Annotated in this window: 15 protein-coding genes; 9 read left to right on the plus strand and 6 right to left on the minus strand. The window is 71.8% G+C overall.

The window, feature by feature from the left end; genetic code table 11:
- Positions 1-2: 2 nt before the first annotated feature.
- The 3 genes from scpA to ACWC0C_RS03850 all read right to left on the minus strand — a co-directional run bounded on the left by scpA (position 3) and on the right by ACWC0C_RS03850 (position 4,571).
- A complete protein-coding gene (scpA, locus tag ACWC0C_RS03840) occupies positions 3-2,177 on the minus strand; it encodes a methylmalonyl-CoA mutase (protein ID WP_450861351.1) in 2,175 nt (724 codons plus the stop codon).
- On the minus strand, positions 2,177-3,976 hold the full coding sequence (locus tag ACWC0C_RS03845) for a methylmalonyl-CoA mutase family protein (RefSeq protein ID WP_450861353.1): 1,800 nt from the start codon (positions 3,974-3,976) through the stop codon (positions 2,177-2,179). The genes scpA and ACWC0C_RS03845 overlap by 1 nt, the downstream gene beginning before the upstream one ends.
- Before the next feature lie 85 nt (positions 3,977-4,061).
- Complete coding sequence (locus ACWC0C_RS03850) at positions 4,062-4,571, minus strand: MarR family winged helix-turn-helix transcriptional regulator (protein ID WP_450861355.1); 510 nt, start codon at positions 4,569-4,571, stop codon at positions 4,062-4,064.
- A 91-nt stretch (positions 4,572-4,662) separates the two neighbouring features.
- On the opposite strand from ACWC0C_RS03850, the gene ACWC0C_RS03855 reads away from it, so the two are divergent.
- Positions 4,663-5,178 carry a YceI family protein gene (locus ACWC0C_RS03855; RefSeq protein WP_450861357.1) on the plus strand — a complete coding sequence of 172 codons (516 nt, stop codon included), beginning with the start codon at positions 4,663-4,665 and terminating at the stop codon, positions 5,176-5,178.
- A 2-nt stretch (positions 5,179-5,180) separates the two neighbouring features.
- Here the strand turns inward: ACWC0C_RS03855 and ACWC0C_RS03860 are convergent, their stop codons facing one another.
- Complete coding sequence (locus tag ACWC0C_RS03860; RefSeq protein ID WP_450861715.1) at positions 5,181-6,890, minus strand: hypothetical protein; 1,710 nt, start codon at positions 6,888-6,890, stop codon at positions 5,181-5,183.
- A gap of 250 nt (positions 6,891-7,140) precedes the next feature.
- Here ACWC0C_RS03860 and ACWC0C_RS03865 point away from each other — a divergent pair, with 250 nt between their 5' ends.
- From ACWC0C_RS03865 to ACWC0C_RS03880, 4 genes are all read left to right on the plus strand, one after another.
- Positions 7,141-7,560, plus strand: coding sequence for a cell division protein SepF (locus ACWC0C_RS03865; RefSeq protein ID WP_449194846.1), 420 nt, complete (start codon positions 7,141-7,143; stop codon positions 7,558-7,560).
- Between the two features lie 285 nt (positions 7,561-7,845).
- Positions 7,846-9,024, plus strand: a complete 1,179-nt coding sequence (locus ACWC0C_RS03870; protein WP_450861359.1) for an AAA family ATPase — start codon at positions 7,846-7,848, stop codon at positions 9,022-9,024.
- On the plus strand, positions 8,976-9,392 hold the full coding sequence (locus ACWC0C_RS03875) for a nucleotide pyrophosphohydrolase (RefSeq protein WP_449194844.1): 417 nt from the start codon (positions 8,976-8,978) through the stop codon (positions 9,390-9,392). The genes ACWC0C_RS03870 and ACWC0C_RS03875 overlap by 49 nt, the downstream gene beginning before the upstream one ends.
- A 166-nt stretch (positions 9,393-9,558) precedes the next feature.
- Entirely contained in the window at positions 9,559-10,095 is a 537-nt protein-coding gene (locus tag ACWC0C_RS03880; protein WP_450861361.1) for a DUF6099 family protein, read from the plus strand.
- A gap of 61 nt (positions 10,096-10,156) precedes the next feature.
- Here the strand turns inward: ACWC0C_RS03880 and ACWC0C_RS03885 are convergent, their stop codons facing one another.
- Positions 10,157-10,303 (minus strand): hypothetical protein, encoded by a 147-nt coding sequence (locus ACWC0C_RS03885; protein ID WP_449194842.1) that lies wholly within the window; start codon positions 10,301-10,303, stop codon positions 10,157-10,159.
- Between the two features lie 185 nt (positions 10,304-10,488).
- Between ACWC0C_RS03885 and ACWC0C_RS03890 the strand changes: the two genes are divergently transcribed.
- On the plus strand, positions 10,489-11,412 hold the full coding sequence (locus tag ACWC0C_RS03890; RefSeq protein WP_449194841.1) for an LLM class F420-dependent oxidoreductase: 924 nt from the start codon (positions 10,489-10,491) through the stop codon (positions 11,410-11,412).
- A 134-nt stretch (positions 11,413-11,546) separates the two neighbouring features.
- Positions 11,547-12,065, plus strand: coding sequence for a hypothetical protein (locus ACWC0C_RS03895; RefSeq protein ID WP_450861364.1), 519 nt, complete (start codon positions 11,547-11,549; stop codon positions 12,063-12,065).
- Here ACWC0C_RS03895 and ACWC0C_RS03900 read toward each other — a convergent pair.
- Positions 12,016-12,936, minus strand: coding sequence for a D-alanyl-D-alanine carboxypeptidase family protein (locus tag ACWC0C_RS03900; protein WP_450861366.1), 921 nt, complete (start codon positions 12,934-12,936; stop codon positions 12,016-12,018). The two genes, ACWC0C_RS03895 and ACWC0C_RS03900, sit on opposite strands and share 50 nt — an antisense overlap.
- 109 nt (positions 12,937-13,045) lie before the next feature.
- On the opposite strand from ACWC0C_RS03900, the gene ACWC0C_RS03905 reads away from it, so the two are divergent.
- The gene (locus ACWC0C_RS03905; RefSeq protein ID WP_450861367.1) at positions 13,046-13,258 is read left to right on the plus strand and encodes a hypothetical protein; all 213 of its coding nucleotides are present in this window, start codon (positions 13,046-13,048) and stop codon (positions 13,256-13,258) included.
- On the plus strand, positions 13,248-13,889 hold the full coding sequence (locus ACWC0C_RS03910; protein ID WP_450861369.1) for a hypothetical protein: 642 nt from the start codon (positions 13,248-13,250) through the stop codon (positions 13,887-13,889). Before ACWC0C_RS03905 ends, ACWC0C_RS03910 begins: the two co-directional genes overlap by 11 nt.
- The last annotated feature ends 62 nt before the right edge of the window (positions 13,890-13,951 follow it).

The raw sequence follows: 13,951 nt of genomic DNA on the forward strand, positions 1-13,951 counted from the left end.
CCCTACAGCTCGTGGCCGAGGTCGGCCGACAGCCGTTTGACCAGGTCGTACGCCGCGTCCGGGATCACCGTCCCGGGCCCGAACACGGCCACGGCGCCCATCTCCAGCAGCGTCGGCACGTCCTGCGGCGGGATCACGCCGCCGACCACGACCATGATGTCCTCGCGGCCCTCCTCGGCGAGCTTCTCGCGCAGCGCCGGGACGAGGGTCAGATGGCCTGCGGCCAGCGAGGACACGCCGACCACGTGGACGTCCGCCTCGACCGCCTGACGGGCGACCTCCTCCGGGGTCTGGAACAGCGGGCCGACGTCGACGTCGAAGCCGAGGTCGGCGAACCCGGTGGCGATCACCTTCTGGCCGCGGTCGTGGCCGTCCTGGCCCATCTTGGCGACCAGGATGCGCGGGCGGCGCCCCTCGGCCTCCTCGAAGGCGTCCACCAGGGCACGGGTGCGGTCCACGGAGGGAGACTCCCCTGCTTCGTTGCGGTACACGCCGGAGATCGTACGGATCTGGCTCGCGTGCCGGCCGTACACCTTCTCCAGGGCGTCGGAGATCTCACCGACGGTCGCCTTGGCGCGGGCCGCGTGGACGGCCAGCTCCAGCAGGTTCTCCTTGCCGTCGGCGGCCCGGGTGAGCGCGTCGAGCGCGTCCCGGCAGGCCTGCTCGTCCCGCTCCGCGCGCAGCCGCCGCAGCTTCTCGATCTGCTGGGCGCGTACGGACGAGTTGTCGACCTTCAGGACCTCGATCTGCTCGTCGCTGTCCACGCGGTACTTGTTCACGCCGATCACCGGCTGGCGCCCGGAGTCGATGCGGGCCTGGGTGCGGGCGGCCGCCTCCTCCACGCGCAGCTTCGGGATGCCGGCGTCGATGGCCTGCGCCATGCCGCCGGCCTGCTCGACCTCCTGGATGTGCGCCCAGGCCTTGCGCGCGAGGTCGTACGTCAGCCGCTCGACGTACGCGCTGCCGCCCCACGGGTCGATGACCCGGGTGGTGCCCGACTCCTGCTGGATGAGCAGCTGGGTGTTGCGGGCGATGCGCGCCGAGAAGTCGGTCGGCAGGGCGAGGGCCTCGTCCAGGGCGTTGGTGTGCAGCGACTGGGTGTGGCCCTGGGTCGCCGCCATCGCCTCCACGGCCGTACGCGTGACGTTGTTGAAGACGTCCTGCGCGGTCAGCGACCAGCCCGAGGTCTGCGAATGGGTGCGCAGGGAGAGGGACTTGGTGTTCTTCGGGTCGAACTGGCTGACCAGCTTGGCCCACAGCAGCCGGGCCGCGCGCAGCTTGGCGATCTCCATGAAGAAGTTCATGCCGATCGCCCAGAAGAAGGACAGGCGCGGTGCGAACGCGTCCACGTCCAGGCCCGCCTCCCGGCCCGCCCGGATGTACTCCACGCCGTCCGCGAGGGTGTACGCCAGCTCCAGGTCGGCCGTCGCCCCGGCCTCCTGGATGTGGTAGCCGGAGATGGAGATGGAGTTGTAGCGGGGCATCCGCTGCGAGGTGTAGGCGAAGATGTCGGAGATGATCCGCATCGACGGCTTCGGCGGATAGATGTAGGTGTTGCGGACCATGAACTCCTTCAGAATGTCGTTCTGAATGGTTCCGGCCAGCTTCTCGGGCGGTACGCCCTGCTCCTCCGCCGCCACGATGTACAGCGCGAGCACCGGCAGCACGGCGCCGTTCATAGTCATCGACACCGTCATCTTGTCCAGCGGGATCCCGTCGAACAGCTGCCGCATGTCGTAGATGGAGTCGATCGCCACGCCCGCCATGCCGACGTCGCCGGTCACGCGCGGGTGGTCGCTGTCGTAGCCCCGGTGCGTGGGCAGGTCGAAGGCGACCGAGAGGCCCTTCTGGCCGGCCGCCAGGTTGCGCCGGTAGAACGCGTTGGACTCCTCGGCGGTGGAGAAGCCCGCGTACTGGCGGATCGTCCAGGGCTGGTTGACGTACATCGTCGGGTAGGGACCGCGCAGATACGGCGCCACGCCCGGGTAGGTGCCCAGGAAGTCCAGGCCCTCCAGGTCACGGCCGGTGTACAGCGGCTTGACCCCGATGCCCTCCGGGGTCTCCCACAGCGGCTCTTCGCTCCCGGTCGCCCGCCGGGCGGCCGCACGCCATTCCTCGGCACCGCCGTCGACGGCCGGCGTCCCCAGCTCGATGCCGGAGAAGTCGGGGATTCCCATCAGGACACTCCCATGCGGTCGAGGGTCGCGGACAGGACGTCGATGGCGTCGCAGCCCGCGAAGACGTACGAGTCGATGCCGGCGTACTCGCCCCGGCCCGCGAGGAACACATGGCGGGCCCCGGACGCCTTGAGGGACTCGGCGGTCTGCTCGGCCTGCTCGGCGTACAGCGCGTCGCTGGAGCACAGCACGGCCTCGGTGGCGCCGCTGTCCGCGAAGCCGCCCTCGGTGACGGGCTCGATGCCGCCCGCCTGGAAGAGGTTGGCGGCGAAGGTCGCGCGCGCGGTGTACTCGGCGGCAGAGCCCAGCGTGGCGAGGAAGACGCGGGGGCGGGCGCCGGTCGCCGCGAGGTGGGCGTCGGAGCGGGCGCGCAGCTCCTCGTACGCCTCGTCCCGGCGCACCCGGGGCAGACCACCGGACGGCGGCTCGGGCGCGGGCTCGCGCTCCACCGGCTTCTCGGCCAGCAGCGGGAACTCGCTGACACCGGTGATGGGTTCGCGCCGTTTGGCGAGCTTCTTGGAGCGCTCCGCCCACGTGGTCGCGAGGTCGGTGCGCAGCCGGCCGGAGCGCAGCACGGCCGCCTGGCCGCCGTCGCGCTCGATCGACCGGAAGAACTCCCAGGCGGCACGGGCGAGTTCGTCGGTGAGCCGCTCGACGTACCAGGAGCCACCCGCCGGGTCGATGACCCGGGCCAGGTGGGACTCCTCGATGAGGATCGTGGAGGTGTTGCGGGCGATCCGGCGGGCGAACGCGTCGGGCAGGCCGAGCGCGTGGTCGAACGGCAGCACGGTCACGGAGTCGGCGCCGCCGACGCCGGCGGCGAGCGTCGCGACGGTCGTGCGGAGCATGTTCACCCACGGGTCGCGGCGGGCCATCATCACCGACGAGGTCACCGCGTGCTGCACCTGAGCACCGGGGGCGCCGCAGACCTCGGCGACCCGGGCCCACAGCCGGCGCGCGGCGCGCAGCTTGGCGATGGTCAGGAACTGGTCGGCGGTGGCCGCGTAGCGGAACTCCAGCTGCCCGGCGGCCTGTTCGACGCCCAGCCCGGCCTCGGTGAGCTCCCGCAGATACGCCACACCGGTGGCGAGCGAGGCGCCGAGCTCCTGCGCGGCCGAGCCGCCCGCCTCGTGGTACGGCAGCGCGTCCACGGTGAGGGCGCGCAGGCCGGAGTACTGCTCGGCGCAGCGCGCGGCCAGCGCGGCGTACGGCGCGAAGTCCAGGGCGGTGCCGGTGCGTGCCTCGTACCCGAGCGGGTCGCCGCCCAGATTGCCGCGTACGGCCTTGGCGTCCACGCCCTTGTCCGTGTACAGCCGCAGCAGCGCCTCGGCGGCCTGCTCGGTGTCCCGGCCCGCGTCCAGGACGACCGGCGCCAGGTCGAGGTACACGCCCTCAAGCGCCGGGCCCAGTTCGGCGACCGGGATGCCGCCCTCGCCCAGCACCAGCCACAGCGAGGTGCCGCCGTTCTCCAGGTCGGCCAGGACGGCGTTCTCCGTGCGGGCGGTGTGCCGCTGCCGTACGTCCCAGCCGCTCAGGGTGTTGCCTTCGGGACGTCCGCCGCGCACATACGGGGCGAAGCCCGGCAGGCCGGGGTCGGGCGCGTCGTCGCGCGAGGTGTAGAGGGGCCGGGTGCGCAGCCCGTCCTCCAGCGTCGTGGACAGAGCGTCCTCAGCTGCCGTGCCCGAGACTTCCTTGCCCGACTTGCGCAGCACACCCGCGACCAGGCGTTGCCACTGCTCGTGTGTCGCGTCAGGGAACTCGGCGGCCAGTGGGAGCCCGTCGTCAGGCAGGACCGTCATGGCTCGGATGGTAGGGCAGGCCGCCAGAGCCAGGCATGACTATCGCTTGTGAGGTTTCTCCACTTGTGCTTGTGACCTGCGCCGCTCAGCCGCCGGAGGGCTCGTCCTCGGGGGCCGCAGGCTCCGGGACCAGCGCGCCCATGGCGGCGCGCTGATCGGGGCCCATGGAGTCGGCGAGGGCCTGCCGGACGGTCCCGGCGAGCAGGGCGGAGGTCTCGCCCAGCAGCTCACGCGCCTTGTCGGTGAGGGCGACCTGCACCCCGCGCTTGTCGCCGCAGACGGATGTGCGGGCGACCAGGCCGGCCCGCTGGAGGCAGGCGATCTGGTAGGTGAGCCGGGTCTTGGGGCGGCCGAGGAGATCGGCGACCTGGGTCATGCGCAGTCCGGTGCGCGGCTGCTCCGCCAGCAGGCACAGGATCAGGAACTCGTCGTGGGAGACGTCGAGGGTCTCCTTCACCACCGACCGCATCCGCTGCTCCACAGCGCCCGTCGCGGCCAGCAGGACCATCCACGCACGCAGCTCGGCGGGCAGCAGCCCGCTCCCCGCGGCGGGGCAAGTGAACTGGTCGGCCGGGTGTGCGTCGGAGGCGGACATGGATCGAGTCTACCTGTTGTCCAAATTTGGATGAGGCGCTAGCGTGGCGGCAGTCATCCAAATTTGAACCACTCGATTCGGGAGTACCGCCATGACCGTCGCCGTGCAGACAGGCACCTGGCAGCTCGACCCGGCCGCGTCCACCGTCGGCCTGCGCCACCGGACCATGTGGGGCCTGGTCACCGTGAAGGGCACGTTCACCGCCGTCACCGGCCGGGGCGAGGTACGGCCCGACGGCTCGGCCACCGGCACGGTGACCCTGGACGCCGCCTCCCTGGACACGAAGAACGCCAAGCGGGACACCCACCTGCGCTCGGCCGACTTCTTCGACACCGACAACCACCCGGAGATCACCTTCGCCGTCCGCGGCGCCGACCGCCTCGACGGCGACGGCGTACGGGTCACCGGTCAGCTGACCGTGCGGGGCACCAGCAGGCCGGTGACCTTCACCGCCCGCCTGGCCGACGCGAACGCCGAGGCGCTCGCCCTGGACGCGGAGTTCACCGTGGACCGCGAGCAGTTCGGCATGGGCTGGAACCAGCTGGGCATGATGCGCGGCCTGACCACGGTGACGGCGGGGCTGCGCTTCACCCGCGCCGCCTCCTGAGGTCAGCCGTCGGGGTCGAGCTGGGCCCGCTTCACGTCCAGCGTGGACAGCGTCTGCGGGGTCGCCGTGAACGCGCGCAGCCGCAGCCGGGTGCTCCTCTTCGTCGGCACCGGGAACTTGCCGAGCGGTGCCCTCAGTTCGATGGTCGCCGTGGTGTGGGCGGGAATCGTCGCCGGTCCGCGCACCTGCGTCCAGTACCGGGTCATGCCCTGGCCCGTGGTGATCATGTAGTGCGGGGTGAGCGCGTGGTCGCCGGTGTTGGTCACCTTCACGGTCATCGCGGTGACCGTGTGCGCGGCAGGGTGCCGGACCGCCGTGATGTCCATCCGCAGCGGCGGCCGGCCCGTCACGGCGAGGGTCGCGCTCACCAGGGCCGGCGCCACCAGCAGCACCACGGCCGCGACCAGGGCGGGCCGGCGGCGCGTGCCGGTCAGCCAGCGGGGCCGCGGCTGCCACGCGTGCGAGACGTCCGACAGCGGCACGGTGATCGCCGCCGCCAGCCACAGCGGCGTCATCATCAGGTAGTAGCCGTCCTGGGAGCGGGTCGCCAGATAGAAGGCGCACCAGGGCAGCACGGTCGCGGCCGGACCCAGCCGCCGGACGAACAGCACGAACAGGGCCAGCAGGGCCGCGGCGAGCAGCATGCTCGCGTGGCCGTACCAGTCGAGCCGGTCGCTGCCGTGGGTGAAGTACAGCGAGATGCCCACCAGGCCCTGGCCGTGCAGCACCGCGCCCTGGGTCAGCGGCAGCGCGATGCCGCCCAGCCACGGACCCGGCTCGGTCACGATGAAGTACGCGTTGATCAGCAGCCAGGTGAGGACCGCGATCCCGAGGATCCGCAGCACCACCCGCGCGGCCTCCCGCCCGCCGAGTTCACCGCGGCGCACGGCGTAGATCCCGGCCAGCAGGAACGGCGTGACGAACCAGGGGAGTTGCTGTGCCGCGCACGCGGCGCCGAGGCACGCGGCCCGCGCGATCCCGGCCGGGCCCAGCCGGCCCCCGGCACCGAGTCGCGGCCAGCGCACCACCACCGGCACCAGCAGGACCAGGCCGACGATCGCCGGATAGCCCTGACGGGCGTACATCGGCAGGAAACTGAAGCCCAGACAGACCATCGTGGCCGCGGAGCGCCAGGGGGTCGGCAGCAGCCGCCACAGCGCGACCGTGCCCACGATCAGCACGACCGTCACCGCCGCCGTCGCCGGTGCGCCGTTGTGGCCGAGCCACAGGAAGGGGGCGGTGAGCAGTGGGGTCAGTGGGGGATAGCCGTACGTGAAGTCGTAACCGCCGGTCGTCGTCGCCGTCAGGGCGACGCCCTTGAGGTGGAAGAGCCACGGCCACGGCTGGTCGTACAACTGGTTCCCGTTGACCATCTCCTTCGCGGCCTGGGTGGTGAGGACCGCCTCGTCGCCGCCGGTGTGGTTGAGCGCCCAGGCGCACAGGGTGAGGGTGATCGCCGTCACCAGCACCACCAGGTCCAGGCGGGCCAGTGAACGCGCCCGGCGGACCGTCAGGGCGAGCACGCCGGTCACCAGGATCGAGGCGTAACAGACCGAGATGGCCGCCGCCAGGGACAGCCGGTGTGTGGCCGCCTGCGTCCACACCGTGCGCGTGCCGATGAACAGGCTCACGTCGGCGAGGAGCGTCAGCACCCGATGCCACTGGGCGGGGGACTCGTGGACCTCCGCGCGGGCGACCGGGACGGCGGACACCGCCGACTGAGTCCGCCGGCCGGCTGTCACCTGCTGTGTTTCTGCCAAGTGCACGGGAGTGGACGCTAATGGCAGCCGATGAACGGCACGCGGCGGCATGTGAAGAGTCCGGTATGAGCGAGGTAAGAAGCGGGCGTATTCGTACATGTGCCGCAGGTTGCCCCCGGGTGGCGTGACACCCGATCGGTCGCGCAGTGTGTCGTTGTTGGGCCGAACGGGTGACTTGGCGTAAGAATTGGCTGGTGCAGGCATGGAGTGCGAGTCAGGTCGGGGGGAGCCGGTGAACCGTTACGACGTCACCGATGAACAGTGGGAGGGGCTCGCCCAGGTCGTGCCGCTACGGGGCCGGGACGCCTGGCCGTCCGCGGTGAACCACCGCTCGCTGCCGGACGCCGAGACCGAGACCCGGCGCCGGTTCGTGGTCCTGCGGGTCAACGTCTTCGCGGACGCCCGCGAGGTCGCCGAGACCCTGATGGCCGGCGCGCCGGTGCTGCTCGACCTGACCGGCGCGGAGACCGAGGTCGCCAAGCGCGTCCTCGACTTCAGCACGGGCGTGGTCTTCGGCCTGGGCAGCGGAATGCACCGCGTCGACCGCAACGTGTTCCTCCTCACCCCACCCGGCACGGAGGTCAGCGGGCTGATGGACGGGGTGGGGGTGTCGGGGGGCTGAGGGATCCCTCTGCCTCCTGCCTCCTGCCTCCGGCGGTTGGCGGATGCCTCCGGTGGTGGGGCGCCGTGCGTGTGGTGACGGACGGGTGCCTTCGGCGGTGCGCAGCGCGTTTGGCTTGTTCGGGTCTGACCAGCCGTTGGCGCGGTCGCCGGTCGCTCGCAGGCAGTCGGCGGCCTGTCCCTCGGCCCGTTCTGGCCCGCCCCCGCAGGGTGGTCGTCCCCCGATCGGAGGAACGCGGGGAGGGTAAAACGGTTCGTCGGTGTGGGGGAGTTCTACCGTCCGGGCATGGTCGTGCCCTCCGTGTCCGCCGTGACCGTCCCCGCGCAGTCCCGTCAGTCGCCCGAGTCCACCGATGTGCGTGCCCGGATCACCGAGTTGCGGCTGTCGGCCTTCGCGGGGCATCGGCGGGCCGGGTTTCCGCTGGGGCCCGTCACCCTGTTCGCGGGGCCCAGCGGAGCGGGGAAGACGACCGCGCTCGCGGCGTACGAGGCGCTCGCCCGGCTCGGCGGCGGAGCCTCGCTCGTAGAGGCGTTCCCGGATCCCCTCGCCTGTGTGCCGCGGCGGGCGCGCCCCGACGCCGGAGGCCGGCGCGGTTTCCGGATCGGCTGTACGGCCCACGGCGCCGAGGGGCCGGTCCGGCTCGACGTCGCCGTACAGGCCGAACCGGACCTCAGGATCGTGGGGGAGCGGCTGACCGCGGGTGGGGTCGTCCTGCTGGAGACCGCGCTGCGCGACCCCGGGCGCCGTACCGTCCAGGCCGCCTGGCACACCGCCGGCTCCGCCCCGGTGACCCGCGCCCCGCTCCCCGACGACCGCCTCGGCACCGCCCTGCTGCCGCTGCGCGTGGCCGGCAAGACGGACGGGCAGCGCCACGTGCTCGCCGCGGCGGAGCAGATGGTGGTCGCCCTGCGCTCCGTGTTTCCCTGCGATCCCCGCCCCGAGTGCATGCGCACCCCCGTCCCCCTCGGCTCCGGCCGGCTGCTGCCCGGCTGCGACAACCTCGCCGACGTGCTGTGGCGCACCCGCGCCGAGTGCGGCCGTCGGCACGCCCAGCTGGTCGAGGCGCTGCGCGCGGGCTGTGCGGGTCCGGTGACCGATCTCATCGCCGAGCCGCTGCCGGACGGCACGGTACGGGCGGTGCTGGACCACGGCGACGGCTTCCGCACCGAACTGGCCCGGCTCGGCGACGGCGAACTCCGCCATCTCGCGCTGACACTCGTGCTGCTGACCGGGCCCGGCGTGCTGGACGTGGACGCCCCGGGCGAGGTGCCCGACGCCCTGCGCACCCTGACCGTCCTCGTCGACGGCTTCGACCGCTGCCTCGACCCGTCCCAGCGCCGGGAACTGCTGGGCACGGCGGTCCGGATGGGCGAGCGCGGGCACATCCGGTGCGTGGGCGCGGTGAGCGACGCCTCATGGGCCGTCGGGACGGAGGGCGTCACGGTGGTACACCTGGACGCGTGACGGAACACCCCCTCGACCTGGCCGGACTCCAGCGCAGGCTCGCCGAGTTCGCGGCCGCGCGCAACTGGCAGCCCTACCACACCCCCAAGAACCTCGTCGCCGCGCTGAGCGTGGAGGCCTCCGAACTGGTCGAGATCTTCCAGTGGTTGACCCCGGAGGAGTCCGCGCGGGTGATGGACGACCCCGGCACCGCGCACCGGGTCGCCGACGAGGTCGCCGACGTCCTCGCCTATCTCCTCCAGTTCTGCGCGGCTGTGGACATCGACCCGCTGGCCGCTCTGGCCGCCAAGATCGACCGCAACGAGCGGCGCTTCCCGGTGCCGGGGGCGCAGGGCGGGGCCGAGCGCCGCCAACTGCCGGAGGACTGAACTCCGGTATCACTCTCCGGAGTCAATTCACCCGCCGAATCCGAATTGTTGTCCACAGATTTCCGTTTACCTCTGGCTTTTCGTCTCAAGCACCTTCACTCTGGGTAGTGGACAAGGGAGTTCAAGAGGGCGTGCGACGGAGCACGCGGAAGGACGGGGGCGACGCATGGATGCGGTACGGCTCATTCTCACGAGCAGGCGTGCGCTGGCGGGCGGCGCCGACGCGGGCGAGATCATGACGGAGGTCTGGCAGGCGCAGGCCCTGGCCCAGGCGATCGGCAGCCGGCTCGCGGTCTCCGGCCCGCCGGAGCTGCGCGGCGAGGCGCTCGGCCTGACCGAACTGGCGGGCCGGGGCTGCGGGGTCCTGGACCCGCCCGAACTCGACCTGGGCGACCTGCGCGCCGCCCAGCTCACCGAGCTGGACGACGCCCGCGAGACGCTGCTCTGCCTGGGCGGTCTGCTCGGCGAGGTCGGCATAGCCCTGGTCGGCATGGCCAGCGCCGCCGACGACGAGACGACGTACTGGCAGTGCATGGAGGCCATCGACGCGGCCGACGAGTCCCGCGACCGCGTCCTGGAGATGCTGCGCAAACTGGCGGCGCGGGAGGAGACGCTACGGGAGGACGACACCCAGAACAGTCAGAGCAGTCAGAGCAGTCAGAAATGCCCGAAAGGCAACCAGAGCAGCCCGTCCGGCGTATGAGGACAAGGCCGTTGGGGCCGACAGCGGAGTCCGGGGGTGCCAGCCCCCCCAGTACAGCGCCTCAGCGCAGGTCGGCTTCCTCGGCGCCGCTCTGACCGGCGTGCAGATCCGCCAACTCCGACAGATCCGCGTTCAGCGCCGCCATCAGCTCTTCCATCTGCTCCAGCAGTCCCTTCGGCTTACCGGCGGAGCCACTCTCTTCGGACATGACGGCCTCCTCGGCGCGGTGCGCCGGACGGTCCGGCTCCGACGGCCCAACGATCACCACCGGGGCCGGTCACTGGCCCGCGCGGCGCCCGGCGCGCCGGGCAGGCGATTTTCACCCGACCGTGGACGGCCGTGCCCGGCGGTACCGGAGAGGTTGACGTGGTGGGTGGCGTGCAGGATGGATGTATGGACCTTCGAATCTTCACCGAGCCCCAGCAGGGGGCCACCTACGACACCTTGCTCACCGTGGCGAAGGCCACCGAAGACCTCGGCTTCGACGCCTTCTTCCGCTCCGACCACTACCTCCGCATGGGCGGCGCGGACGGCCTGCCCGGTCCCACGGACGCCTGGATCACCCTGGCCGGCCTGGCCCGCGAGACCAAGCGCATCCGCCTGGGCACGCTGATGACGGCAGGAACCTTCCGCCTGCCCGGCGTGCTCGCCATCCAGGTCGCCCAGGTCGACCAGATGTCCGGCGGCCGGGTGGAGCTGGGCCTCGGCGCGGGCTGGTTCGAGGAGGAGCACAGGGCCTACGGCATCCCGTTCCCGAAGGAGAAGTTCGCGCGGCTGGAGGAGCAGCTCGCGATCGTCACCGGGCTGTGGGCGACCGATGCCGGCAAGACCTTCGACTTCCACGGCACGTACTACGACCTGACCGACTCGCCGGCACTGCCCAAGCCGGCCCAGAAGAAGGTCCCGGTCCTCATCGGCGGCCACGGCGCGACCCGGACCCCACGGCTGGCCGCCCGGTACGCGGACGAGTTCAACATCCCCTTCGCCTCCGTCGAGGACAGCGAGCGGCAGTTCGGCCGGGTGCGTGCCGCCGCCGAGGAGGCCGGCCGCGGCGCGGACGCGCTGACGTACTCCAACGCGCTCGTGGTCTGCGTCGGCCGGGACGACCGGGAGGTCGCCCGGCGCGCGGCCGCGATCGGCCGCGAGGTGGACGAGCTGAAGGCCAACGGCCTGGCCGGCTCCCCGGCCGAGGTCGTCGACAAGATCGGGCGGTACGCCGGCATCGGCTCCCGGCGGATCTATCTGCAGGTGCTGGACCTCGACGACCTGGACCACCTGGAGCTGATCTCGGCCCAGGTCCAGTCGCAGCTGCCGTAACACCGTCCGGACCGCCCCCTCCGCCACGCACCGGCGCAGGGGGCCACGGCGACGTTCGACCGGCCGGGCCCGGCGTCCTGGACATCATCGCCGAGTCGGCCCGCCGTGCCGGCCGCCCAGCCGGGGCGGCGGCCGTGCTGCCGAGCGAGCCGACGGCGATCGTGACCGGCGAGGAGGTTCTGCGGCACGTCCCGGGGGCCCCGCGGCCGCAGGCGGTCGTCGCCCCGCCCGATGCTGCCGTCGTCCCCTACCACCCCTACCACCCCGACCCGCCGGCCGCCGGATCGTTCGGCGCCGCCGACGAGACGTGGGGATGCCGCGGGCACGGCCAGGGCTGGTTCTACACCGGCCCGGTCCACGTCGAGGACGTACCGGACGGCCGCCTCTGCCCCCAGCCACGCCGGTGCTGCGCCGAATGGGGCTCGGAGCCCGGTGCGACCGAGGAGTTCCTCGCGGCGCTCGACAAGGAGGGCCGGCCGACCCCGTACCGCTTCCACTGCCGCGACTGCGGGACCCATCTCACCGAGGCGGACTTCGCCCGAGCCCGAGGGCGAACGGCCGCCGCCGCGGCACGGCGGCGGCCTCCGGGACCTCGGCCGGGCCTCAGCCGCGCTGCGCGAAGCCGTAGTCGAGGATCTTCGTGGCGTCCTTGAAGCGCTGGTCCGCCGACGTGTCGGCGAGCACCGTGCCGACGACCGTGCGGCCGCCCCGGGTCGCCGCGAACACCAGGCAGAACTGCGCCTCCGGCCCGGAGCCGGTCTTCACGCCGATCGCGCCCCGGTAGGTGCCGAGCAGTGTGTTGCTGTTCTTCCACGGGTCCATCGCGTGCGTGCCGCCGCCCGGCCGGTAGGACTGCATGTCCTTGTACAGCGGGGTGCCCACGACCGTCTTGAACGTCTTGTTCTTCAGCGCGGTCGCGGCCAGCTTCGTCAGGTCACGCGGCGAGGCGTAGTTGTCGCCGTTGGAGATCCCGTCGAAGGAGTCGAAGTGGGTGTTGGTCAAGCCCAGTTCGCGTGCCTTGCCGTTCATCTTGGCGATGAACGACTTGGTCCGCTGGGCCGTCGTCGACCCGGTGCCGTAGGTGTCCGCGAGCGCGTAGGCCGCGTCGCAGCCCGAGGGCAGCAGCAGCCCGTACAGCAGGTCGCTCACCTTCATCGAGTCGCCGAGGATCAGGCGGGCGCTCGAATAGCGCAGGTTGCCCGGGTGGGCGGGGTCGATGACGTAGTCGGTGTACTCCTTCTTGATCTTCACCTTCCTGCCGAGGTCGAGGTGCGGCTGGGACAGCACCACGAGCGCCGTCATGATCTTCGTCGTGGACCCGGTCCGGAGCTGTCCGTCCGGCGCCTTGCCGAACAGCGTCTTGCCCGTGGCCGGGTTCATCGCGTACGCGCCCTGGGCCGACACCTGCGGTGCCGTGGCCGCCTGGGCGGGAGCGGCCGCGAGGACGCCCGTGCTCAGGACGGCACCCGCCAGTGCCGCGACGACGGTTCTCCTGCGGGCGCGGACTCCGTGGCCGTAGGCCATGGTTCCCCCTTCAGTCAGTGGTCAGTTGACGGTGACACTCCATCAGGTCCGTGCCGCCGGGGCCATGGTGGAGATCACAGGAGGTTTCCGTGGACCTCCTGTGTTCTCCTTGTGCCGGAAGCGTGGGCTCCATCACGGCGCCCGTGATCCGGACCCCGCCTCGGACGGCGCAAAGGCCGTCAGCAGGGCGCAGTGGATCCTCGGCAAGCAGTGCATGGTCCGGCTGGGTTTCGACGGGTTCGCCGCACTCGACACCAGGGGCGTCGAGTCGACCTACCCGGTCCGGCAGGGCACGCTCACGGGGGGCGGGCATGCCCGGTGACGACAGCCCGTACGGCGTGACCGACCCCGACCTGGCGTCCGAGCACGGCTACCACAACCGCACCCCGGACTCCGGCGCCCAGCCCCAGCAGTGGCCCGCCGACCAGTACGCCGCCCTCACCGGCACCTTCGAGTCCAAAGACAGCCACTTCGCTCACGGGCACCGCATCCCCGAGGGCGGCTGCCTGGGACAGGCCACTCGGACGATCTACGGCGAGCCGCCCAAGGCGACGAAGGTCAACGGCGTGAAGCTGTCCGGCTATTACTCCATGGCCCTGGAGCTGTGGTACGAGTCCCACAAGAAGGCCGGCGAGGACCCGGCCTGGAAGAAGGCCGACCGCGACTGGTCGGCCTGCATGAAGAAGAAGGGCTTCCACTACCCGGACCCGGACAAGGCGTCCACGGACGTCGACTGGTTCCGCGGCGACAAGCCGTCGGACAAGGAGAAGAAGACCGCCTCCGCCGACGCCCGGTGCAAGCTCGACACCGGCTACGTCCCGGCCGTGCACGCCGTCGAAGCGCGCACGCAGAAGTCCGTCATCAGCGAGAACAAGGAGAAGCTGGACGCGACGCGGGCGGCGGACGAGCGGGCGGTGCGGAAAGCACGGACGATCAACGGCCACGCGTCATGACACACACCCAGGGGCGCAACACCACAAAGACGCGGGAAAAACAGGTGGTCAGCGCGCCCTGA

It is taken from the genome of Streptomyces sp. NPDC001709 (assembly GCF_053596375.1).

What these genes read in the sequence shown, in the direction of transcription:
- scpA (WP_450861351.1), bottom strand. Translation starts at nt 2,177, where the DNA reads ATGGGAATCCCCGACTTCTCCGGCATCGAGCTGGGGACGCCGGCCGTC.
- ACWC0C_RS03845 (WP_450861353.1), bottom strand. Translation starts at nt 3,976, where the DNA reads ATGACGGTCCTGCCTGACGACGGGCTCCCACTGGCCGCCGAGTTCCCT.
- ACWC0C_RS03850 (WP_450861355.1), bottom strand. Translation starts at nt 4,571, where the DNA reads ATGTCCGCCTCCGACGCACACCCGGCCGACCAGTTCACTTGCCCCGCC.
- ACWC0C_RS03855 (WP_450861357.1), top strand. Translation starts at nt 4,663, where the DNA reads ATGACCGTCGCCGTGCAGACAGGCACCTGGCAGCTCGACCCGGCCGCG.
- ACWC0C_RS03865 (WP_449194846.1), top strand. Translation starts at nt 7,141, where the DNA reads ATGGAGTGCGAGTCAGGTCGGGGGGAGCCGGTGAACCGTTACGACGTC.
- ACWC0C_RS03870 (WP_450861359.1), top strand. Translation starts at nt 7,846, where the DNA reads ATGGTCGTGCCCTCCGTGTCCGCCGTGACCGTCCCCGCGCAGTCCCGT.
- ACWC0C_RS03875 (WP_449194844.1), top strand. Translation starts at nt 8,976, where the DNA reads ATGGGCCGTCGGGACGGAGGGCGTCACGGTGGTACACCTGGACGCGTG.
- ACWC0C_RS03880 (WP_450861361.1), top strand. Translation starts at nt 9,559, where the DNA reads ATGGATGCGGTACGGCTCATTCTCACGAGCAGGCGTGCGCTGGCGGGC.
- ACWC0C_RS03885 (WP_449194842.1), bottom strand. Translation starts at nt 10,303, where the DNA reads ATGTCCGAAGAGAGTGGCTCCGCCGGTAAGCCGAAGGGACTGCTGGAG.
- ACWC0C_RS03890 (WP_449194841.1), top strand. Translation starts at nt 10,489, where the DNA reads ATGGACCTTCGAATCTTCACCGAGCCCCAGCAGGGGGCCACCTACGAC.
- ACWC0C_RS03900 (WP_450861366.1), bottom strand. Translation starts at nt 12,936, where the DNA reads ATGGCCTACGGCCACGGAGTCCGCGCCCGCAGGAGAACCGTCGTCGCG.
- ACWC0C_RS03910 (WP_450861369.1), top strand. Translation starts at nt 13,248, where the DNA reads ATGCCCGGTGACGACAGCCCGTACGGCGTGACCGACCCCGACCTGGCG.